At 42.9% G+C, this 22,863-nt stretch carries 26 protein-coding genes; 5 read left to right on the top strand and 21 right to left on the bottom strand.

Annotation, left to right across the window (positions count from 1 at the left end):
- Window positions 1-203 precede the first annotated feature (203 nt).
- Window positions 204-1,838 (bottom strand): adenine deaminase, encoded by a 1,635-nt coding sequence (gene ade, locus METHO_RS07270; protein ID WP_156811071.1) that lies wholly within the window; start codon window positions 1,836-1,838, stop codon window positions 204-206.
- Window positions 1,839-2,075: 237 nt separating this feature from the next.
- Between ade and METHO_RS07265 the strand changes: the two genes are divergently transcribed.
- Together METHO_RS07265 and METHO_RS07260 are read left to right on the top strand one after the other, a co-directional pair.
- On the top strand, window positions 2,076-2,255 hold the full coding sequence (locus METHO_RS07265; protein ID WP_015324892.1) for an MM0924 family protein: 180 nt from the start codon (window positions 2,076-2,078) through the stop codon (window positions 2,253-2,255).
- 103 nt (window positions 2,256-2,358) lie between these two features.
- Window positions 2,359-2,586 carry an ATP-binding protein gene (locus METHO_RS07260; RefSeq protein WP_048831101.1) on the top strand — a complete coding sequence of 76 codons (228 nt, stop codon included), beginning with the start codon at window positions 2,359-2,361 and terminating at the stop codon, window positions 2,584-2,586.
- A gap of 76 nt (window positions 2,587-2,662) precedes the next feature.
- Here METHO_RS07260 and METHO_RS07255 read toward each other — a convergent pair whose 3' ends face one another.
- From METHO_RS07255 to METHO_RS07245, 3 genes are all read right to left on the bottom strand, one after another.
- A complete protein-coding gene (locus tag METHO_RS07255) occupies window positions 2,663-3,481 on the bottom strand; it encodes a nitroreductase family protein (RefSeq protein WP_015324891.1) in 819 nt (272 codons plus the stop codon).
- Window positions 3,482-3,562: 81 nt separating this feature from the next.
- A complete protein-coding gene (locus METHO_RS07250; protein ID WP_015324890.1) occupies window positions 3,563-4,222 on the bottom strand; it encodes an HAD family hydrolase in 660 nt (219 codons plus the stop codon).
- Window positions 4,201-5,187, bottom strand: a complete 987-nt coding sequence (locus METHO_RS07245; RefSeq protein ID WP_015324889.1) for a phosphotransferase — start codon at window positions 5,185-5,187, stop codon at window positions 4,201-4,203. The genes METHO_RS07250 and METHO_RS07245 overlap by 22 nt, the downstream gene beginning before the upstream one ends.
- Before the next feature lie 150 nt (window positions 5,188-5,337).
- Between METHO_RS07245 and METHO_RS07240 the strand changes: the two genes are divergently transcribed.
- Window positions 5,338-5,646, top strand: a complete 309-nt coding sequence (locus METHO_RS07240; RefSeq protein WP_048831100.1) for a hypothetical protein — start codon at window positions 5,338-5,340, stop codon at window positions 5,644-5,646.
- Window positions 5,643-5,786: a hypothetical protein gene (locus tag METHO_RS13695; protein WP_156811069.1), complete on the top strand. Its 144-nt coding sequence runs from the start codon at window positions 5,643-5,645 to the stop codon at window positions 5,784-5,786. Before METHO_RS07240 ends, METHO_RS13695 begins: the two co-directional genes overlap by 4 nt.
- Window positions 5,787-5,875: 89 nt before the next feature.
- Here METHO_RS13695 and METHO_RS07235 read toward each other — a convergent pair whose 3' ends face one another.
- The 17 genes from METHO_RS07235 to METHO_RS07155 all read right to left on the bottom strand — a co-directional run bounded on the left by METHO_RS07235 (window position 5,876) and on the right by METHO_RS07155 (window position 21,544).
- A complete protein-coding gene (locus METHO_RS07235; protein WP_015324888.1) occupies window positions 5,876-6,268 on the bottom strand; it encodes a 30S ribosomal protein S6e in 393 nt (130 codons plus the stop codon).
- A 60-nt stretch (window positions 6,269-6,328) separates the two neighbouring features.
- Entirely contained in the window at window positions 6,329-8,104 is a 1,776-nt protein-coding gene (gene infB / locus METHO_RS07230; RefSeq protein WP_015324887.1) for a translation initiation factor IF-2, read from the bottom strand.
- A gap of 121 nt (window positions 8,105-8,225) precedes the next feature.
- Window positions 8,226-8,675, bottom strand: a complete 450-nt coding sequence (gene ndk / locus METHO_RS07225; protein WP_015324886.1) for a nucleoside-diphosphate kinase — start codon at window positions 8,673-8,675, stop codon at window positions 8,226-8,228.
- 12 nt (window positions 8,676-8,687) lie between these two features.
- Window positions 8,688-8,876, bottom strand: coding sequence for a 50S ribosomal protein L24e (locus METHO_RS07220; RefSeq protein WP_015324885.1), 189 nt, complete (start codon window positions 8,874-8,876; stop codon window positions 8,688-8,690).
- A gap of 5 nt (window positions 8,877-8,881) precedes the next feature.
- Window positions 8,882-9,097, bottom strand: a complete 216-nt coding sequence (locus METHO_RS07215) for a 30S ribosomal protein S28e (protein WP_015324884.1) — start codon at window positions 9,095-9,097, stop codon at window positions 8,882-8,884.
- A 20-nt stretch (window positions 9,098-9,117) separates the two neighbouring features.
- The gene (gene rpl7ae / locus METHO_RS07210) at window positions 9,118-9,474 is read right to left on the bottom strand and encodes a 50S ribosomal protein L7Ae (protein ID WP_015324883.1); all 357 of its coding nucleotides are present in this window, start codon (window positions 9,472-9,474) and stop codon (window positions 9,118-9,120) included.
- 276 nt (window positions 9,475-9,750) lie between these two features.
- A complete protein-coding gene (locus METHO_RS07205; RefSeq protein WP_015324882.1) occupies window positions 9,751-10,617 on the bottom strand; it encodes a hypothetical protein in 867 nt (288 codons plus the stop codon).
- Between the two features lie 127 nt (window positions 10,618-10,744).
- A complete protein-coding gene (locus tag METHO_RS07200; RefSeq protein WP_015324881.1) occupies window positions 10,745-11,968 on the bottom strand; it encodes a SufB/SufD family protein in 1,224 nt (407 codons plus the stop codon).
- A complete protein-coding gene (locus METHO_RS07195) occupies window positions 11,947-12,693 on the bottom strand; it encodes an ABC transporter ATP-binding protein (protein WP_015324880.1) in 747 nt (248 codons plus the stop codon). Before METHO_RS07195 ends, METHO_RS07200 begins: the two co-directional genes overlap by 22 nt.
- Before the next feature lie 132 nt (window positions 12,694-12,825).
- Window positions 12,826-13,062 (bottom strand): cytochrome b5 domain-containing protein, encoded by a 237-nt coding sequence (locus METHO_RS07190; protein ID WP_015324879.1) that lies wholly within the window; start codon window positions 13,060-13,062, stop codon window positions 12,826-12,828.
- Window positions 13,063-13,300: 238 nt separating this feature from the next.
- A complete protein-coding gene (locus METHO_RS07185) occupies window positions 13,301-14,179 on the bottom strand; it encodes a GNAT family N-acetyltransferase (protein ID WP_015324878.1) in 879 nt (292 codons plus the stop codon).
- A gap of 160 nt (window positions 14,180-14,339) precedes the next feature.
- The gene (locus METHO_RS07180; RefSeq protein WP_015324877.1) at window positions 14,340-17,168 is read right to left on the bottom strand and encodes a M1 family metallopeptidase; all 2,829 of its coding nucleotides are present in this window, start codon (window positions 17,166-17,168) and stop codon (window positions 14,340-14,342) included.
- A 170-nt stretch (window positions 17,169-17,338) separates the two neighbouring features.
- Window positions 17,339-17,956 (bottom strand): DUF116 domain-containing protein, encoded by a 618-nt coding sequence (locus METHO_RS07175; protein WP_015324876.1) that lies wholly within the window; start codon window positions 17,954-17,956, stop codon window positions 17,339-17,341.
- Window positions 17,949-18,587: a DUF116 domain-containing protein gene (locus tag METHO_RS07170; RefSeq protein WP_015324875.1), complete on the bottom strand. Its 639-nt coding sequence runs from the start codon at window positions 18,585-18,587 to the stop codon at window positions 17,949-17,951. The genes METHO_RS07175 and METHO_RS07170 overlap by 8 nt, the downstream gene beginning before the upstream one ends.
- A gap of 58 nt (window positions 18,588-18,645) precedes the next feature.
- Window positions 18,646-19,893, bottom strand: a complete 1,248-nt coding sequence (locus tag METHO_RS07165; RefSeq protein ID WP_015324874.1) for a (Fe-S)-binding protein — start codon at window positions 19,891-19,893, stop codon at window positions 18,646-18,648.
- Between the two features lie 2 nt (window positions 19,894-19,895).
- Window positions 19,896-20,687: a nitrate reductase gamma subunit gene (locus METHO_RS07160; RefSeq protein ID WP_015324873.1), complete on the bottom strand. Its 792-nt coding sequence runs from the start codon at window positions 20,685-20,687 to the stop codon at window positions 19,896-19,898.
- Window positions 20,688-20,884: 197 nt separating this feature from the next.
- A complete protein-coding gene (locus tag METHO_RS07155; RefSeq protein WP_015324872.1) occupies window positions 20,885-21,544 on the bottom strand; it encodes an NAD(P)/FAD-dependent oxidoreductase in 660 nt (219 codons plus the stop codon).
- Between the two features lie 370 nt (window positions 21,545-21,914).
- Here METHO_RS07155 and METHO_RS07150 point away from each other — a divergent pair, with 370 nt between their 5' ends.
- Window positions 21,915-22,814 (top strand): hypothetical protein, encoded by a 900-nt coding sequence (locus METHO_RS07150; protein WP_048831099.1) that lies wholly within the window; start codon window positions 21,915-21,917, stop codon window positions 22,812-22,814.
- Window positions 22,815-22,863 lie beyond the last annotated feature (49 nt).

Genomic DNA, 22,863 nt, shown 5'->3' with positions numbered 1-22,863 from the left:
TCGATTTTACCATTCATAAGTTACAAACCAGGAGTGTTTCACTATTATTTCTTTGTGGATCAACAACGTATGCCTACTACAAGCCTGTATCAAACATACCTATCTGAAAAAACCTACTGTTGTCTTTCCACAATCTTTTGCTGGATATGATTACTTAGATGTTCATTACTTCAACCCGGTAAATGGTCAAGGATCTGTTGTGTTTAAGTATCTTTTTCCAAAACAGTCAATTTGAATGCAGATACATCAAATAAACCTTTGTCACTTATTTTTAATCTTGGTATTACCAATAATGCCATAAATGACATTGTCATAAAAGCAGAGTTTAAATTACATCCTATTTGGTGGATCTTTTCGTTCAGCTTCTCATAGGTTTCAATAACGATGCTCGCCTGTTCATCAGATATCAGCCCGGCGATCGACAGAGGGAGATGACACATATTCACTCCGTCTGAAAGAGCCAACCCGCCTTTTGATTCTATAAGTTTGTTGATAACCCTGGCCAGAGCCACATCATCCGTTCCTATGGCTATAATGTTATGGGAATCATGAGCAACTGTGGACGCTATTGCTCCTTTTTTAATATCAAAGCCCTTTATGAATCCTATGGAAGGCACTGGATCTTCCGTATAACGGTTAATTACTGCTATCTTATTGATCCCGTTCGCCGGATCCGCAAATACCTCCCCATTTTTCTTTGGGAGCCGGTATTCCAGAACATCGGTAAAAAGGGAGCCATCAAAAGCCTGTATGATCTTAAAAAGATCAGCATCCGAGTATACTTCCAGTTGTTCAGATTTGATTTTTTTGGTTAATTTGAAATTATTAATCGGTTTTGATACGGATGCTTGAAACAGCACTTTGCCATTTTCAAATACAGGTTTTCCACCTATGTAGGTTGCAACTACATCCATTTTATCCAGAGAATTGACAATTATGAAATCTGCCGGATCTCCCGGCTGTAACATTCCGGCATTGATCATATAATGTTTTGATGCGTTGCAGGAAGAGACCCTTAATACATCAAACAGATCGTGACCTGCAGCTATAGCTCGGGACACAAGTCTGTTAATATGCCCCTTCTCAAGATAATCCGGATGACAGTCATCTGTGCAGAACATACATGATCCCGGGTACTTTGTGATAAGAGGATGGAGAATATCAAAATTTTGTGCTGCAGAGCCTTCTCTGATTAGGATATGCATGCCAGCCTCTATTTTTTCCATGGCTTCTTCCAGCCGGGTACATTCATGGTCCGTGCTGATCCCTGCACGAATGTATTTATTAAGGTTTTCCCCCCCAAGCTCAGGTGCATGACCATCAACAGGTTTGTTGGTATCAAAGGCAGCTTTGATTTTAGCATATACCTCAGGTTCATCATTCAATACACCAGGATAATTCATCATTTCTCCCAATGCAACTATTTTTGGCTCTTGCATCAGTATACCTATTTCCTTTGCTGACAACCTATGGCCAGTGTTTTCAAATTCAGTTGCGGGAACACAACTTGGAGCAGTAAAATGTATTTTTACAGGTACGTTTTCAGATTCTCTTATCATGTAAAAAATACCTTCAAGACCACATACATTAGCTATTTCATGTGGATCAGATACCGTAGCAACAGTACCATGTTTGACAGCCATTCTGGCAAATTCAGAAGGTTTGAGCATTGAGCTTTCGATGTGCACATGGGCATCTATAAACCCGGGCAGTAAATACTTATCAAACTCCTCATCCGTCCTTTGGATATTTTGGATCTTTCCTTTTTCAAGAATGACAATGGCATTGTAAATATCCCGTTGGATAATATCTACCAGTTTTCCTTTGATTATTTGCATAGAATATGTTTTGGTTTGAGAGTTTTTATTTATTTTGTAAGCCCGGTCAACGTTCAACTTTGCCGTATATCTTCTTTTCATAGGTTTCAATAATATTACTCTCTTTAATTGTTCTATTTGTATTTGCAATGAATTTTTATGTGTACTCATGTCTTATTCTCATATCAATACAAACTTTTATATCAAATATAATTTATATGTAAAATAATGAAACCATCATACATCGGGAGAATTAGCATGATGGAGGAATTTATCGTACAGGATTTCCTTGGAAAAGTCGCTACTATTTACTGTGGTGGGATTGCCACGTTCAAAGGTAAAGTTAAAGAGTGCGAGAATGGTTTTGTCCAGCTTGAGATAATTCAAGGCCGATACACATCAATAGCTATTGATAAGATCATTACCATAACCGCATAAACTATACCCGATTCATGCGGTAAAACACAGAATAATCGTTTTCAGATATGGCTACTATAAAAAAGGGCCATTTCCAGTGGAGTGGAACTTCAGACCTTGCTATATGGAGAACATAGAATTTGCAAAGAACATTATGTTTCCATTGATAAAGCAGATCTTGTACAACTTGCTGGGTAATGCCATTAAGTTCACACCTAACGAAGGAGAGATCAACATTCATGCAAGTTTGGAAGGCAAGATGGTGCACATATCTGTGAGCGAGGTCGGCACAGGGAGTAACTTTACTTTTGAACTGTCTGGTGCAGAGGGAAGGTCATCATTTTCTGGGTGATGATCTCGCTCAAACCCATTCACTATAAATTAAGTTTTTCTTTAAGTTTTGTTGTTTCTTCAAGTTTTGTGCCAGATCATTTCCATATGGTTCTGGAAGGAAGCCTGCCCGGTATATTGCATACATCATATTTCGGATAACCGAACATCATTGCATATTGTACTACGTGTCCTTCCGGCAGCCCAAGCTCATCTATGACAGGTTTATATGATGTCGCAGCCATTTTGAGGAAACCTGCCCAGCAAGCGCCCAGTCCAAAGGCCGGAGCAGCCAGCTCTAACCATGAAAGAGCAATGATACAGTCCGTATAGGCCATGGGATTGTCTTCCTGGGCATGAGCTATGGCTATATGTGGAGCTCCTCTGCAAATAGGGTCCTTTCCATTCTCATAAGCTGTAATGAGTCCCTGCATTACAGGTTTTATTGGATTTGGGGTGTCTGAGGCAACTATCTCACGCATCCAGTCGATAGTAAGCCTAGTAAGATCCTTCACTTTTTCCGGATCATGCACTATCAGCCAGTGTACAGGCTGGTTGTTAACTCCCGATGGTGCGAAACGTACAATATCCAGAATGTTTTCAATGGTTGCCCTGTCCACAATTGTATCCTTGTAATTGCGTATGGAGCGACGCTTCCTCATGTAGAGGCCGAGCTGTTCAGGTGTGATATCAGGCAGTACAGCATCATCAGGAACAGAATGTTCAATCTTAAACAGGGGTGAAATCGCTCCTTCAGGACAGAAAGCTTCACAATTCCCGCATCTTGTGCAGGCATAGCCCATGTTATCGGGAACGTAGGGCATGTTCTGTGCGTCCTGGAAGATTATCCCTATTGGACATATCTCTGTACATATACCGCATTGAGTACACATTTCTTGATCAAATATCATGTTCATGGAGATCGAGCCTCAAATTAAGTAGACGATGTATATGATAAATATTTGCCTGGAAACGAAGAAAGCTGATATCACTTGATCTTAATCGAGCAAGTCCTTCCAGGCATCATAGATATGCATGGCTTTAATTCCTAGTTCTTGAGGCGCAATGATATCATTCTCCTCTGTATCACCAACAGAAAGTACTTCCTCAGGATTAAGTCCCATATGCTCCAGTGCTATTTTGAATATGCGCTGATCTGGCTTTTTGTATCTTACGTCAGAAGAAAAGATCACATGATCGAAAAAGTCATATAATCCCAGAAAACGTAACTCCTTTTCTGAGAACACCCGTTGCCCATTGGAAACTAAACAAATGGGAATGTCCTGGTATCTGTTGAGTATCTCCATACTTTCCCGGAAGGGACGCAGCCTGCGCAGGGACGCTGAACGGAACACCATTGAAGTTTCAATACCTAAAGATATTGTGTCACTCTTCCATATGGCGTTCTCATTGCAGATCTCGGCAAATATCTCTTCAACCCTTACATCCGGATATTGTTCGCCGGAACCTTCCATTTTATCTCTTATCTTTGAATGATACTCAGATATAAGAAGGTCAGGATCTATCTGCACTCCTTTGTACTTGAGCCATTTGCTTACAGCATCGTATGTATAATAGTCATCTTCATCTGTATCTATATCTATTAACGTACCGTAGCAATCAAAGATCAAACCTTTTATCTCAGACCTTTCAAACATGCAAATGCCTCCCTGATCAGATATTCATGATGTGGATAGTGCCTGTGCAGTCTGGCAGACCTCAAAAAGCCCAGGCTCATAAAGAAGGGAATTACTTTGGTGGTTCTTAAAAAGTCACTTTCGTTTTTACTGTAATGCCATAAAAAATGACCTATATATGGTTCTGCAAGCCTTCCTGAACCTTTCTGCAATTGGAAATGGTTCTTAATCTCGGAACACATTATCCCCAGATCCCTTGCATAGTGTGCATTATACCAGGCACTTTCAAGATCGAGAATATATGGAACATCTCTATGGAACACATAATTGGAGGGCGTTGCATCCCGGTGTATCATACAGCCCTGCTTCTGGTCAAGCAGGGGACTGTACCACCATTTTCCAAGCAGCTGATCGAAATGGCTCCTTGTGGAGCGATCAAGCTTAAGATGGTCCAGCACACTATGAAAATTAGCAAAGTCCCTCTCCTTGTCATAATAATTATGTCGTGTATATTCATGGAGCCTGCGCTGCATGTGTGCAACAGATGTCAGCCTGTCGTAAAGTTCTCTGTCATGTGACAGATACCATGACAAAGACTTGCCCGATATATAACTGGTCACAAGGGCACAGTTAAAATCCTGATGCATTGCTATTGGTGCAGGAACATTTGTAAAGGACCTAACTGCTATGAGAGTATTATATTCATTTACCATTGCCTCATAAGCATTATATTTTTTCAGTTTACCAGTAGGCTCGGCAAAGAACTTTACTATAACACTGCACCCTTCTCCTTTGAACTTATATCTGCATACGGTGTGTGAAGAGGGACTATATTTAAAAACTTCCACTTCACAGTTTTTATTCTTTATTCTGTCCCCAAGTATGTATACCAGCCAATCCCTGAAAACGTCACCCGGGCCTAACGTACTTACATGATGGTTCAAAACAATGATCACCACTTCGATAATTGTAAAGAAGTTATACATCCATATAGCTATATCTTTCTATTTGTAACTATTTAGATTTCAATACATGCACTCGGTACTGTACTGAATGCAGAACATCACAGTATGGACAGTTGTGAGGTGCTGGTAAAGAAGAGACAATTATCAAAAGAAGATTAAACCGAAAATATAATGTGTGTACTGGCTTCTCCTGAAGATGCGCTCATGGCTGCTATTTCCCTGCGTTGCTGCCTTCTTTCAGAAGAATGTTCTGGCAACCGGCAGGATGCGGGGATGGACCCAGGAAGCGATAGCATCCAGTCTTTCCATATCTCAGTCAGCTGTCAATCAGCGCCTGAGACTGGCCGGGAGTATTGCTATGGAATAATTCCTGGAATATTACAGGAACCGGCTCAAAGCAAAGCTGCCAGTGAAAAAGGGTATATGGACACAGGCTTGAAGATCCACAAATATGGATCCTTGTTACAGCATATTTCATGATACTGTTTCCTGCGGGATTTTTCATAGGGAAAGCAACAGAGAGGTGGAAAAAAGAGATAGAGCCCTCAAATTATGAGGGGCTTGAGAAGGCCGGCCTGTGGATAGGAAGAATGGAAAGGTTCCTGATACTGACGAGTTAAATTAACGATTTAAGAATCAAAGTATGAAGATAAATAACACTGCTGAGGAGAATATAAAAAAGAAAAAAACGAATGATCCATTACCAGGATCACTCTTCGGTCTTATCGCCACCAATTATCTCTTCGATGGATTTTTCCCCGTACTCGATAACCTTGGTGTTGATCTGGACGATATTAGGTGAGATTTCTTTGCCGTGCATGGTTTTTCTGCGGCGCATTCCATCGGCTTTGGGTGAATAACCCACGCCTGTGGAGACAAGGATCCTTTTTCTCTTTGGACCCGGTAGGTCTGGCCGCATGACCATTCCACTCTTATCACTACCTCCGGTGATCACCAATTTATACCCGGAGAGACCCACTATGGACCCGTCAATATCCTGGCCTATTGCCTTTCCTATGAACTTGTTTGCCTCAGGTCCCTTCACATCGAATTGGTAACTCTTTGTCTTTGGATCTGAAACAACTACTTTAAAATCTGCCAACTTTATTCCTCCATATATTTTTGAACTCTTGTAATTCGCTTAATATGATATAGATTGCATTCACTTTGCCCAGAATGGATTATCCTTTCTTTTAATGTCCAGGAACACATCTAAAGCTTCCAGTTCATCTGCAGAAAGGGAGTCCGATATCTCGTGCTCAAGGATCTTCGCATGCCTTTCAGGCACATTTACGTAAAGGATGTCTTCCTCTTTGATCTGCCGCCCGACAGTCGGTCCTTCAATTGCCATGGCCACTTCCATCCCTGTCCTTGCAGTACCAATGTTCTCACTCCGTAATTGCAGGCCTTTGATCTTGCCGACAACCACGCCATCAGAATTTGTGACCTCGGTGTTTGTCCTTACAATACCCGATCTTATCCTCACTCCGACAACAGCAGGTTTACTCTGTCTGAAAATACAATCGCGCATGATCTGGAAGACCGCAGGCTTCACGATGGTTTCGGAAATGTTCTTTTCAGAGAGCTCTTTCTGTTCTTCTATCCAATCCTTATAATCGTCAATGAGCCTGTAGATCACATCATTCACGAATAGTTTGATGTTGGACAACTGAGCTTTTTCTTTGGCGTCAGGTAATATCTTTACGTTGAACCCTACCAATACTGAGTATTGAGATTCTTCGATTGCAGAGACCTCAACGATATCACGATGGGTAATATCACCGACATCAGCTTTCCTTATGGCTATCTCCTCTTTTTTAAGCTCATTGACAAGAGCTTCAAGAGAACCTATAGTATCGGCTTTGATAGTGATACCCATTGTATCAGTATCAATGTGTACTGCATCCACTTCCTGCTTGATATCTTTGACTATCTTATCGATAGTCTCAGCAGTCGCAACTCTCAATGGCGTTCCCGCAAGGGCTCCGTCGAGATTGGGGGCGGATATCTTTATACCTACAGCTGCAATTACTTTATCTACCTGCTGGAACTTTTCTTCGGATTTGATCTCTGACAAAGGTCTGGGCTTCAGAATGGCCCTTACTTTGGTCTGAATGGGCTCCCCGAGGCTCCCGAGAACGATCGTATCGCCCTTTTGTAGCATGCCGTCATAAAGTATCAGGTCTACAGTGGTACCAAGCCCACGCTCTTCCTTCACTTCAAGCACGGTAGCTACTCCGGGGCCACTGGCATCATACTGCAGATTGGCTTCCAGGAATTTCTGTGCCAGTCCCAGTAGCACCATTAATACATCCGATATTCCTTCTCCCGTATGCCCGCTTATGGGGATCACGCCGATAGTGTGCTGGAAATCCTTTATCCGATCATAACGATCTGCATTGAACCCTATGTTGAACAGCTCACCTATGACCTCATAGAACTTGTTGTCCAGATACTGTTGCACATGTTCAGCCTGCTTATTATAGCTTACAAGGAAAGAAGCATTGGGTACAGGGTTCCATCCATGTATCCTGTCGATCTTGTTCGCCACCACCACAAAGGGAGTTTTGAAGCGTTTCAATATCTGCAAGCTCTCTATGGTCTGCGGCTTGAAACCTTCATTGATATCGACCACCACGATAGCAAGATCTGCAAGCGCTCCCCCGCGGCTTCGCAGGGATGTGAACGCATGATGACCGGGAGTGTCAATAAACAGCAGGCCAGGTACGACAAACCTTTCCCTTAAGGAGGGATTGCCGCATTTCTCGACAATTACATCAATAGGTACTTCGGTAGCACCTATATGCTGGGTAATTGCACCTGCCTCACCGGCAGCCACTGAACTTCCTCTGATCTTATCAAGCAGGGTAGTCTTCCCGTGGTCTACGTGCCCCATCACAGATACTATTGGAGTTCGTAAATTCTTTTTGTCTACCATGAGAAAACCCTTCTATTACTCTTTCTTTGAGATATGTAAAAACATAAGGGATGAGTTGCTCCATGCCCGGTACTAAAATGGACCAAGAGGACCAGGAATGGTGAACACCTGCCTAATCCCTTTACTCGTACAGCCACGCCTCATCTATCTTCTTATATCCCGTGATCTCATCATCCTTGAAGTGAATGGAGATCTCACGCTTTGCAGCCTCGGGTGAATCAGAAGCATGTACTATGTTCCTTCCGGTCTCTACAGCAAGGTCACCACGTATGGTGCCAGGCAACGCATTCACCGGATTAGTGGCACCATTTATGGCTCTCATGATCACAATGGAGTTGTTACCTTCAACTACCATGGATACGGATGGTCCGGAAATAACATATTCTATAAGGGAAGTGAAAAAAGGCCTTTCAGAATGCTCCTTATAATGTGCCTTTGCACTGTTTTTATCCATAACGTTCATGCGCATGGCTGCTATCTTAAGCCCTTTTCTCTCTATCCTTGAAATGATCTCGCCTATTAGCCCTCTTTGTACAGCGTCCGGCTTTATCATCACATAAGTCTGTTCCATTTTGACACCAACTCAGGCTTTCTTGAGGTAGGCTCTACCCTGCTCTGTCCAGGTAGTACGCCTCGGTAGCCTTCCAAGCATGAAGTTGCTCTCGCACTTGGATGAACAGAAATAAAATGTGGATCCATCTTTCTTTGCGAACAATTTCCCTGTACCTGGCTCGAGCAACTCACCGCAGAAAGAACATTTTCTCTGTTCCATTCATATCACCTTGTAGTGAGCTTCTTTGCTTCTCTTGAGGTCTCCATGAGCATGAAGACATCCCCTATCCTTACGGGCCCGACACTGTTGCGGGTAATAATACGGCCCTTGTCACGGCCTTCCAGAACCCTGCACTGGATCTGGCTGGCCTCACCATGCATACCGGTATTTCCGATAACATCGATGACCTCTGCCGCATATCCTGTATCATCATCTGCCATTGCCTATACCTCCAAAGGATTTATTTCAGGGCATTAACCTTCTCAACGATATCTTCGATAAGTTCTGCACCCTTTCCGGCATCTACTATAGCCACTGCTGCACAGTTGACACCAATGCCACAGGCAGCTCCAAGCTCCTTCTGCTGCTTTACAAATATATAGGGGGCGTTCTTTTCTTCACACAGTACAGGAATGTGGGCAATGATCTCTTCAGGCTGAATGTCTTCAGCAATAACAGCGAGTTTAACAATTCCTCTTTCAATTGCTTTTGTGACTTCGTTGGTACCTTTTTTGAGTTTACCGGTATCTCTTGCGAGTTCAACGCTCTCGAGGGCTTTATCAGAGAGCTCTGCTGGAATATCGAATTTTTTTGCCATATTATTTATCTCCTTCAAGACCATGAATTCATTAAAGGCCTTTCATCATTCATTGTAGCTCCGGAATCATACTTACCGAAGTATATGTCTGGCTTAATGATTATCAACTGCCTGTGTCGATTGCTACATAAAGTAAATTACATCACAACTTACATCAAGCGCTGGCTATCAATCGCTGCATTTATTTATATACCTTACGGCAAAATGCTAACGTAGCCTGCGCAGAAGGTCTTTTTAGAACAAAAGTCTTTCCGTTGAAGAAAGAAAACAGGAGCCTTATGCAGATGGCTCCAATGCAAGGTTGAAAAAGTTAGATTCGTTGGTTTTCACGATAACTTTCGTGATGTCATTATTGTTTGTTATATTATATTCAAGTCCACGCGTGGAACTGTTCTGCGCGAGAGAGTTGATATCACTAAGTACACTTTCGTTCAGGTTCATAAAAAGAGATGTCCTTGCATATCCCCCTTCTTCCAGAGCCTTGAACTCTAAGTAATACTGATCAGCTACCAGCTCATTATCAGAACTGAGCACCTGATATTCCGCTCCTGGTTCAGTATAACCGAGCAAGCGATCGAAATAATGTGATCCTGAAGCATCCCCGGAAATTACATCTATTGCATTTTCAATACTTTCTTTACTGCCAAATAACATAGGTGATCCTACGACATTGTAATATTCTTCACTTCTTGACAGTAAGTAGTATCCTTTATACGGCTCTTTCGAAGCTATATATTGGAAATTAACTACCTTTGGCTCTATTTCATGCATTCTCAAAGCAATATCAGTTCCATTCGGTACATTAGAGTCGACGGCAATGAACTCTTTTGTAAGCCTTACGTTATACAGAGTTGACAATTCGGTTTCATTAGGCACGAAGATCTTAAGCTGGCTCTGGTGCATCTTTGCGTAGTCCACATATTGAGCGGATGTTATGTTTTCAGGGCTCATTGCCAATCCGTCTGCGATGGAATCGAGCTGATGACTTACCTTGTTACCAGGAATTGTGTCTATACCAGGAGCTTCACTGGGTGAATTTGTTTGATTATTGTTATTATTCGATGAACCGCTAAAGAACAGGGGAAGAATGGATCCCAGCATGATCACTACGAGAAAAATACCAATAGCACTCTTTTTATCCATTTATTATCCTCTCGGCTTTATTTAATGACATCTGATGATAAAAACCTTTACTTAAGATTTATGTTAACAGCATTTGTAAAGAAGGAGGCGGCATTTAGCATACACCGCATCCATAAAAGTACTCGTATCAGATGGCTTTTTCACCGATCTTGGCAATGGTCTCATCGATACTTGCCTTGAGCTCATCAGGTATGCCCTGAATCCCCACATCAAGGAATCCTCTGACGATCATTCCAACAGCTTCATCCTCAGTAAGACCACGAGCCATAAGGTATTCTATTTGTTCCCTGGCGATCCTGCCAACAGCAGCTTCGTGGGAGAGCTCTATGTCCTCAACATTTGCTTCCAGGATAGGGATAGCTCTCTGAGTACCTGCGGAGATCACAAGACCATGGCATTCCAGATGACCTTTTGCTCCAGAAGCATTACCTATCATCTCACCTCTTGCAATGACCTTTCCACCGGTGGTAATGGTCCTCGAGATTATTTCTGCTTTTGTATCCGGAGCATCGAATATTACTCTGCTTCCCAAATCCAGCTCAGATCCGGGATGAGCTACTCCTATGCTGTTCAGCCTTGTAAATGCGCCTTTTCCTTCAAGCCGGATTGTCGGATACATCTGAATAGATTTCACTGGTTTCAGGGTAATATAATTGTTGATGTAGGTTCCGCCTTCTTCAACATGGACCACAGTACGGGGCCTGACACCGATCTGTTCAGCCCAGTTGTGTATCATGGTAAAGTTTAAAGTGGCTCCCTTTTTCACGTACATTTCTGAAATTCCGAGATGTAATCCTTTTTCCACGCCCGTTTTGGTGGAACATCCTGTAATTACATCAAGCTGTGCACCTTCCTCGACAACTATTATATTATGTACTGTTTGTGAAACCTCTTTGGACCCGATCAGCAGGCATGTCTGCACAGGCATTTTGGATTTCTTTCCTGCGGGAGCACGAATAAAATAGCCATCTGCATTCTGCAGGTAGGTCATCGCAGTATATTTGTCTGCATCAGGTTTTACAAGCTTCCAGGAATAATCCTTCACCCAGTCATATTTCTGCATCGCTTCCCTGAGGGACATGAGTTCCACTACATCTTCGTGTTTGACAGATGTATGAGAAACTGCATTGTTAAGCATGATGAAAGTACCGCTGCGATTCTCTTCACTAGGTACAACTCCCACATTTAGAAGTGTTTTCTGATCGTCAGCACTCAGGCTCATCAGATTTTCCGTAACCTCTGCCTCTTTGCTGGCTATCGCATAATCATCAAGGTTTAAATCCTCTCCATAGGCAGCGCTTTTCTTAAGAGCATCTTCCGCCTTTTTCTTCAGAGATAGTTCATCTTGCATTTGATACACTCCTCATATCCCTGTGACTTAATATCCTCCAGCATCTCGTACGGGTTACCGGAACACATCACTTTGCCATTGCACAATATAAACCCTCTATCTGCTTCCACATAGTCCAGTACTTGTCCGGTATGCGTGATGATAAGAGCTGATTTGCCATGTTTACATCTTTCTCCTGCGCATTTACCTTTACCGCCCAGAAGTTCCTTGATAGTAATACCAAGTTGCGCGATACTAACAAGGTCTACACCGGATTCTGGCTCATCAAGCAACACCATGTCAGGGTTCTGCACTGAAAGCTGCAAAAGTTCAGATCTCTTGATCTCCCCGCCTGAGAAACCTACATTTATGTCCCTGTCAAGGAAACGCACCATGTCCAGTGTTTCAGCAAGCTCATCATATTTACTGTCACTTTTAGATATTACACCTAAAAGACTACGCAGTTTCACCCCGCTCATATTAGGCGGTCTCTGGGCCATTATCCCAAGTCCCATCTGTGCCCGTTCGTACACGGACATATTTGTGATGTCCTCACCTTTGAATATGATCTTTCCTTCCACCACTTTGTAACCTGAGAATCCCATCAGGGTCATCAGCAATGCTGATTTGCCCGCACCGTTCGGCCCAAAGAGTACATTTTTAAAGCCGTTCTCAACATTGAGATTAATACCATTTAGTATCCTACGGCCTCCAATTTCTACGGAAAGGTTCTGTATCTCCAGCATGTAGGTCCCCCTATCAGAATGACGTTATATCCACCGGGTATTTATATATAGATTTCCACATGTTAACAGCGTAAAACCCCTTTGATAACACTAAGAGATCTGACGCTGTAAAAGATATTAAAAAATATTAATTCATTTTTTTATTGTACCCACAACAGGATATGCATCCAAGGCAGAGGTTTCATGTGGAGCTTCAGCTTCAAGCTCATTTGTCAGATCGTTCCCGGATTCATGCAGTCCCATGTGCTCTCCCTCTGACCAGAAACCACTTTCAGTAACGTCATAAACCTTGTCATTATATACGACATAGGCTTTTTCACCGTTTTTTCCATTGTAGCGTGCAACTTCTTCAAGTGTGAACTCTTGCATTTAGAATACTCCTTTTGTCTATTATGATAGACAAGATTATCGATAAAAAGCATAAACCTTTCCCTTTGATTTTAATTCCTGTATTTTTGATGATGCACCGATGATACAAGTAAAAGTAAGAATCGATAAAACACACTACAAAAAAGGATCAGAGAGTGTGGAATAAGATGAAAAGGACACAGGGAAATGATCCCAGCAGTCACAACCTACCTGCCTGTTCATTCTTTTTTTTATTCTGTTACCCAAGTTCGAAACTCGTAACTCCATACACCTTATCAAGCTCTATATCAGGCTCTTTCTGACTGTACATACGTATAGTCTTAAACATCACGGTCATGTTATATTTCTTAGCTATTTCCATTGCTGCTCTGTTGGGCTGCGGCACGTCAAGATAAATGTTCTCTTTTGGAGCCGAAGCTCTAAGCGCTTTGAATATTTTTTTTGCTATATCCTTATCATCCGCAAAAAGAGGGCCGACTTTATAACCTTTCCAGCATTTTCTGATCACACCATATCCTTTGAGCTCACCGTCTTCAAGGACTGCGCAGGCATAAGAATCCGGCTGATCTATCCATAATTTCAAAAAACCGGAACGTGGAGCAGGAAACATTCTCCTGTCATATTCAAGGAGCTTTTCAAATGGGACTTCTGAAAGCTTTACCAGCCCATCCGGGATTTGTCCTCCGCCCCTGCCTTCAAAACGCAGGTTGCTGTAAGAAGATCTGAATTTCATGACTAGCTGGTATTTCTCTTCATTCTCTGCAACGCCATCAAGTCCGATATTTCTGTCTCCCAAATATTCCATGCATTTTTCGGTTAGCTTCATTCCTATACCTTTATTCTGAAATTCAGGTTTGACCACATAAAGCCCAAAAAAACCAAACTTGTCATCATATGCAACAGCAGATGCACAGCCTACTGGCTTGCCTTCAAACTCTGCTATGAAAAAACCGTTATTATCAGCTTCATAAAAAAGGTCTCCGTCATAGATTCCGGTATTCCAGCCTTCGGAAGCTGCCATCTCAATTGCAAACTGTACCTCTTCCCGGTTCATTATACGAATGTTCAGACCTTTTATTATATCCAGATCTTGCACCATATCCAGATCCTTATCCATGTCAAATAATATCTCACTATCTATTTAAAAAGGTGTGAGCTCATTCAAGAGGTTCCACCTTTATATATCTACATAGTACCATAGTTGCCAGGTTTCATTAAAAAATGAGAGCTCTGCCATTACTTTTTGTTTTCAGGCTTTGACTTGAAGGTCGCAGGTTTTAACCCAGATCAATTTTTCCGTGGAGAGCTTCGTATCTTTCCACAGCCTTCGGAGTATTGAGCAGGATTTTCCTGATCCTGTTATATACGCTTGGAGTACGATCCTCATTGAGCTTTTCCAGGAAAATGACCATCATTCCCACCAGAGGGGCATGATATTCCTCTTCCATCTTATCAATATTGGCAAGCACATTGAGTATATTTACGGTATTATACTCATTGACCTCTGCAAGCTCGAGGACTATCTCTTCGAGCAATTCTCTTCCCTTCTCAGTTTGCAGAGATTTCTTCCTGTTAAATGCGAAACTGCCGTAAAGAGCTCTCTGGTCATTTGCCTGTTCTAGCCTGAAAGCCTCGCATCGCTTAACCTGTCTTATCAGATCGAATACATCATCACTGTTATTACTTCCTATTACTTTCAGGAAAGCTTCCCAGCTTACAGGGTGTTTTTCTGCTTCTTTGCGGAAAGCCTCCATAAGCTGGATCCTGTCAGATGCCGAACTATTAAGATAATGACTGAAAGCACTTAATTTATCCGTGGCGTTTTTGGCTGTTTCGAACTGTTCCTTAATAATATACTGTACTGCAGGAGTATCGAGGGTCGACAGCACAGAGAGGCATATGTTCTTTAACTGTCGTTCCTTGATCGCACTGACCTGTTCATCTATATAATCCTGGTCTTTGTATCCTGCTGCATTGTAAGACCGATAGAGTGAGACTAAGGACTCTTCATGTCTGCTTGCTATTGCTTTCATGATCTTTTGCTTGATCTCATATAACAACTGATATCTGTGTGCCAGCCGTTCATCCTCGACGGATTCAAAGATCGTCAGGAACTGAGCCCCAGCTTGCGTCATCAGGTCTGAGTCCCGGATCAGTTCGTGATAAAGGTCTGTGAACTCTTGCGAGGGAAGACGCACGGTGTCCTCTATCAATGCCATTTTTTCCATATCCACAATCTTGTGGAATGCAATGAACCGGTTTATCAGATCTTTGTCTTTTCTTATCTGCAGGACCAGTTCATCATAATCCACACCATAAGCCACTTTACCAAAGAAAGAGTATCCCCGATTAAGGGACAAAAAGGCAGGTCTCTCCACATCAGTGATCACTATCTTTTTCTCCATGCCCTTCATCCGCTCTATAACTTCGGCAAGATCGTTCCCTTCATTGTCTACAAGGGCTACACTTACAGGGAATTCCCAGAATGTCCCTTTTTGCAAAACTTCCTGTTCGAACAATAATGTAAAGGTCCTTGCATTTTCATTGTAGAAAGTATTTAGATGGACCATCGGGAAATGTATCTGTTCCAGCCAGGTCTTTGCCATGTCTTTGAATTCCTGGCCAGAGACCTCTTCCATCACTTCGATCCAGTTCTGACTTGAAGCATTTGAGTGCTTATACCTGGAATAATAGACATTCAGAGCCTTAACAAAATTTTCTTTGCCCATCAGGGTCTCTACCATGCGTACAAATTCCGGGGCTTTGACATAAGTCACTGAGGTGATAAGGTCATCAGGGTCATTAAACCCCTGAGGAATGATGGGCATAGAGGCTGCTCCCATGTCAAGGGCAAAAGTTCCTGAACCGGGAGCCAGGAATTCCAGTACTTCCTGAAGACGGCTATAGGTTTCCCCAAAATGATATGCATGGTATCCTCTTTCTATATGGACGGTAACTGCCTCGTTAAGCCATAGTTCAAAAGGACTTTTCCCGGTCACCTCCGAACCGTTCAGGTTGTGATAGAACTCATGGACCTTGACCCTCATCATATACTCAAAAGCACTGTCTGTCATCTGAGGGAAGGGCATTATGCGATTTGTGGTAATGGTAGTGTTTCCAACATTTTCCATACCACCGAAATTGGAATTCTGCATGCCGATCTCTCTATAAACAGTACCTGTGTACATGTATCCGGTATTTATCGACTGCACTGCCTTTTTAAGATCGTCTCTTACCTTTGCGATCTGTTCACTGGCACCATTCCCGTCTTTAAGCTGGTCCCTTTTCCTGGCCATAGCCATGATATCTTTGCGTTTTTCAAACTGTGAGTATTGCTCAGGGCTGCCGGTAAAAAGATGCACCCACATTATAGAATCATAAAGCACATCAAGAGCTCTGCGGGCTGTCAGGGGATCAGAACCGGGAGGCACCAGCAGTTCCAGTTCAAAGGTGTGTCCATCCGGGTACTCAAATTCTCTCCTGAAAGTGTCATAGGTGCCCACGCCCAGGAAAAAGAGATACGGTGCCATCGGTGTGACCGAATTGTCATAGACTATCCTGTCCCTCCCATTTCCTACAGAATGCCTTGTTTCTTTGATATCACCATTGGTAATGAGATTGGTATATCTCTCATCCGCAATGATGGTCGTAGTGTAAGTGCATTTTGCTTCCATATCATCTATGCATGGTACTATCCTCTGAAATCCCCATTGCTGACATTGAGTGATCTGTTGTGGTGGAGCTCCTGCGGGTGTTTCATCATAGTAGAGACCTTCCAGTATGTTTTTAGTAGGTCTGCAGATGGTCTGGGTATCAATGACGAGCTCTGTGTTCGCAGGTACTGTCTTCAAGAACCTTATTAACAGGGTAGCTTCTTCCTGCCTGTACTCATGATCAATATCATATTCCCTGCAGCTTACGGACAAGAGCTCCAGTTTTCTGCAATTGAGTTCAAGCTGATCGACAGGATGGTCCAGGGTTTTTAATTTGAGATAAGAGGTGACCTTCGTATGATCATCGAACACATCAAAAAGAAGATCCATGTGTATAACTTTAACAGTTAATTCTCCGAAATCTTCCGGATAATATTTGTATATTCTTTTCATAAAATAACCTCCTGACAATTACAGGATATATGATCATCTTCAATCATATCTTCAGCCGACATTAACGTATCTCAGTCACCATTTTATTCCGATAATCTCCGGTTAGGATGGTTTATCAGTGTAAGATCAACCAGAAATTACCTTGTGCATAATAATGCATCAGGAGCAGATCAACTGAACTCCTCAAAGGCCTGGATAATGTCATTGTAGTCTACCTGTGTATCATAACATCCATCACTGAGCATAGGGACACCATAGGTTGTTATCCTTGTGCCTTTAAGGGCCATCATCACTTTATTCAGTTCATAGTCACATGCAATAAGCAAAGCACCATCGATCTTATGGTCCTTCAGGACATGCTTGACAAAGGAAGAACCTGTGATTATAAACAACCTGTACCCATATTTTTGTGCGTCTCTGCCAAGTCTGTCAAAAACACATTTTCCGCATGATATACATTGTATACCATTCTCCGTGGAATGCGCAGGACAATCCATGGCACGCATACAATGAGGTGCCAGGATGATACGGTTCTGCGTTCTTTTGAAATCGTTCCTGTGAGCTATGTTCTTCAGGGAGACCATCCATTTATCGAGTATCCTGGGATCAGAGAACTTATAGAAAAAGTACTTGATGGGCAGATAAAAGAAATCAAGGATTCCGGCAAACGAACCTGCGAGCCAGACATTCCTGCTAAGGCTCATCCGGCTGACCAGAAGGGCGAGCCCGGTAAGTATGATCGAAGTGATAATAAGGACAAAAACTATCTCTCCTATGAGACTATACACAGGACTCCTCCATTTTTCGTATTATTTCTTCCACATCTGCTTCTGTGTTGAAACAGCCATCCTTGAGCAGGCATACTCCCTGAACTGGCATATAGGCAGCAACTCCTTGCATAGATTCTGAAAGCTCAGGATAGCAGGCCACACCGATGCAGCTTTTGGGCCTGTACGCTTTAAGTATCTTTTTTATGAAACTGCCGCCGGGAATGATAAAAACCTGAAAACCGTATTTATCAGCAGCTTTACATACAGCTCCAATATCGCATTTCCCACATCTTTTGCATTGGTACCCATCAATGGGATCGCATCGTGCCTTACAGTCAGGATGGCGCAGACACTGGGGCAGGAATACCACTTTTCGATCTTTTGATCTTTTGAAATCCTCCAGCATAAGGGCATTCCGGAGTTCTATAAGGATCTCATCGACAATGGTGTCGCGAATAGAAAATCTTCTGCAGATCCACTTGGCCGGACCATAGAACAGGTACAGCATAAAAAGTACGAAATTCGGAAAAAGTATCCTTTTGCGTCTGAAACTGTAAGCACCTATCAATAAGGCTACGCCGATGCCTACAATAACGACAATGACCAGCAGTACGAATATTTTTCCCAGAATTTCATAGGGAATCTGCATTTTTCATCTCAGTTACACTTTTTTCAGCTGATGTACTTAAAAAAGAGATCGTTGAGTTTCACTCTGCGGGAGTGTCGCTCAGGTCGATCCCCATGGCTTCTGCCACAAGCACCACTACATCTTCAACTTCAAGTTCGTTTGCACCAAGGGCATCCCGTCCGTCGCTAAGGTTCCTCTTACAGAACGGGCAGGCACTTGACAACAGTTCGGCCTGTGTTGCGAGTGCATCTTCAACTCTTGTTCTTGCTACACCCAGTGCAAGGTCAGGAATACCCGCTTTCACACCGCCGCCTGCTCCGCAGCAGCGCTGATTCTCCTCGATCCTTTCCATTTCGATGAACTCTATGCCCGGAATGCTTTGAAGAACTGCTCTTGGAGGCTCGAAGACACCTACGTGACGACCAAGGTGGCATGGGTCATGGTATGTTACCTTCTTGTCAATCGACTTCTCCCACTTGATCTCTCCTTTCTGAATAAGATCCTGAAGGAACTGAGTGACATGAACAACCTTGAATGGCAGCTCTTTGCCGGTCAGGCGTGGCCAGTCAATAAGGGAAGCTCTGTAGCAGCCCGCACATGCATAAAGAACTGTTTTTGCACCCTTTGCTTTAATGTTATCTATGTTCTTCTGTGCATTGATCTTTGCAGTGTCATTGATGAAGTACTGTCCTGTCCTTATAAGTGCGGAACCGCAGCATATCTCGCTCTCTCCCAGCATTGTGAACTTTATTCCAAGCTTATTGAGTACACGTGCGGTCGCAAGGGCAAGTTTCCTTTGCTTAAGTTCAGCAGTGCATCCGCCGAAGTACAGAACCTCTGCCTGTTCCTCGACCTTGATATCAGCAGGGAACCAGTTGACTCTGTCCTTGTTGTCTGCCATATAGGGGTTCTTGTATTCTCCAATGAGCTTCAGGAACATGCTTTGCTTACCATAGGGACCTATGCCGCTCTTAACAAGGTTTGCACGCATGGATTCCCATAGCTCCACAGTGTTTATGGCAGACTCACATACGGTGGCACACATACCACAGGTGGTACATCCGTATACGTCGTTCTTGAACTCTTCAAGCTCTTCCAGCGGGATGTGCTTTGGACCGAAAAGCCTAGCACGCAGCCCGTAGGACTTCTTCATGAACTCGCCCCACCTGAGAATCTTGTCTCTGGGTGCAAGTCCGGGGTTCTGACCGGACGCATCGTAGGTAGGACACCAGTTGACACATTCTCCGCATCTGCTGCATGAATCAAGCTCCATGAGCTGCACTGCTGTGAAGTTCTCAGTGTTTATAGAAGGCTGACGTTTTACCATTTTTATTCTCCTCCTTTATTTGCGAGCAGTGTAAGCGGGATGGCTATCATGTGAATATATTTACTGAAGGGTATGTATGCGATACAGAACAGCAGAGATATCACCACATGGAACAATGAAGCCGGAGGTGCATATGCATAGTCTATGCCAAATCCCCAGAACCTGCCGGTCCTTATACCGTCTGCAATGAAACCTGAAATTGTGATAACGGCAAGTCCTATAAGAAGAACGGAGTCGTATGCAATTGTGGCTTCTCTGGCCTTTGCAACAAACAGTCTCCTGTATATTGCAATTACAACACCAATGAATAGTATGTAACTGAAGATGTCATTGGGTACTGCGAGCAATTCTCTGAAAACTTCAGGGTTCATAAACCAGGGAAGTGCTTCTGCGAATCCAATCTTTTCACCGATCATATGTGTCATTTCAACAAAGAACATGGCACCTGACATTGCAAAGAGGACCATCCAGCCAACAAAAATAGTGATGTGCATAAACCATCTGATCTTACTTCTTCTCAGGATCCTTCTCTGAAAAAGAATATCAAGAACAAGCGTTTCAAGAACCGACTGATTATGAACATGGGCATGCTGACTCATCTGGTACATGAGCATCTTAGGGAAAGCCCAGATACTTTTCGATGGTGTCTGACCATATCCTGTGGAGCCCATGCCCCATTTCTTCAAGTTGATGTACATTCCTACAATAAAGATGGCAAATGCAATGATAGAAAGTAACATCATCTGCACAAATGTGACCCTTAATGCATCGGATATACCTGCAAAATACTCCATATTTACATTCTCCTGCTGTTAATGTGAATTCTATAAAAGTTAAATCTGATATAATCTCAAGCAACCGCTGTGGTTGCATGACTGTAGTATCTATTATATTTAAAGATTTTCATTATATTATATCTATCAGCAGCCACATTTTTTATGTATGCACGGTCTGTGAATAAAGATATAATTTAAAAAAGTGTATGGGCTGCTCAGAGCCCTATGTCCTTCTTAAACTTTTCCAGTCCTATCTCGTCGATGAACCTGCCAAGCCTGTGTTTTGTGGCATGGCTCTTATAATAGGTAATGATCCTCTCAACCATGTCAAGTACCTCTTCCTCGGTCAGTTCATCAGCAATTATGTCCGCAAGCCTTGGTTTGATACCAGCACTGCCTCCGACCATCATAGTGTAACCCTTGGGAGTGCCCAGGATACCTATATCCTTGACTGCGGGTTCTGAACAGGAGTTCATGCATCCTGCTACTGCTATCTTAAGCTTGGAAGGGAGTACCAGACCGTGATATTTTTCATCGAGCTTTAAACCTAGGCCCACAGCGTCCTGTTGTCCGCGCTTACAGAATGTGGTGCCAGGACAGATCTTTATGCTCCTCACACACAACCCAATGGCTGCTGCAGGTTTCATATCCAGGTCCTTCCAGATATTGTCCAGGTCAGCTTCCTTGATCCCCACTATGGCTATTCTCTGTGCAGATGTCATTTTCATGGCTGCAGCATTGTACTTCTCCGCCACATCCGCAATCCTGCGCAACAGGTCGGGAGTTACTATGCCTCCGGGTATCTGTGGTGCTATTGCGTATGTTTCCTTGTCTCTCTGTAGGATCGCTCCTTTCTCTAATATGTCTCCTGCCATATATGTCACCTTTAATTTATTTTCAGGAAGTTCCCCTGACAATATACCCCATTTGGTTTAACCTGATTGTAAGCTATGGTAAATATGGTTTATGCCATAATAGAGTAAACTCAGTCAACGAGGATTTTGATAAACCTCTTTTTTAATAGATCTGCACAATTTGTAAATATTTCAGCAAAATTGTTATAATTTTACTTTAGCCTTCTATTTGCAATGTATGAATATCTTTATGTATAGGTGGATATATTTACTATAAATAGAATAGTAGGAGGTTGTTTAACTGAACATTAAATCATTAAGTATTTCTAATAATGTGTGTAGTCCCGGTTCTAAATCGCTTGGCCGCACTTCCGTTCTGCTGGTCAGTGCAATGCTGATCCTCTTGTTATCAGCAAGTTGTGCTCTTGCATGGCCTGTAGAAAACCTGACAATAAGTCCTGGTCTTGACCTGTGTGTAGATAGCGGTCCGATCCTCATTGAAGGTGATGTAGGCCCTGGAGATTATGTGCCTATTACTACTACTTATGTGGTAGAGGTGCCAGTCGTAGATGGTAAATTTGAATACAAGCAAGAAAATATAGCCATACCCCCAGGTACAACAGCTACTATCAAGGCACAGGATGTACAAGACCTTACTATAACCACAAACATATTCGGTTTTGATCTCTCCAAAACTTTTGCTGCATCTGCAGGCAAAGCTAGTGTGTCAACACGAGTTCCAAAGGGTAATTATAACCTTGTGGTCAGCGGTAACGCAGCCGGAGCATCAGGTGCTGTGACCAACTGTGTTGATGAGGAAACAAATCAGACTACAGATAACCAGACCACAGATAACCAGACCACAGATAAAGTGGAAACTGTAAAGCTCACTTTTATAGCGTACCTGGAAGTCAAGGCTGACAAGACAGGTCACTTCATTCAGGAATGCTGCACAGAAAGACCAGCAGGTGAATACACAATGCAGGTCAAAGATAAGACAGTAATAGTGACCTTAAGGGATTGCAGCAATGGCCAGACCGCAGGTGATGGAATCAATGGTGCAGGCCTGATTGAAGAAGAAGAGGTTCAAGAAACATCCAGAAGCAGTGGTACAGGCGAAGCAAAGATAGTAACCGCTGAGAATGTGACCGCTGAGAATGTCACGCTTCAGGCAACTCCTGAGACAAATGCAGAAATTGTAAGTGCCAACGATGTTAACGAACAGCCAGTGGTTAACAGAAACAGCATAATAGATTATGTCTGGCAGATCCTGAGCTGGTTAGGCTTTTAATAAAGCAGGTATGACTGCCTCCTACTTCAATTTCTTTTTTATTTGATTT

This window comes from Methanomethylovorans hollandica DSM 15978, assembly GCF_000328665.1.
In the GTDB taxonomy this organism is placed as follows: Archaea; Halobacteriota; Methanosarcinia; order Methanosarcinales; family Methanosarcinaceae; genus Methanomethylovorans; species Methanomethylovorans hollandica.
Note: the sequence above shows the minus strand (reverse complement) of the source record. Positions and strands in the feature narration are given on the sequence as shown.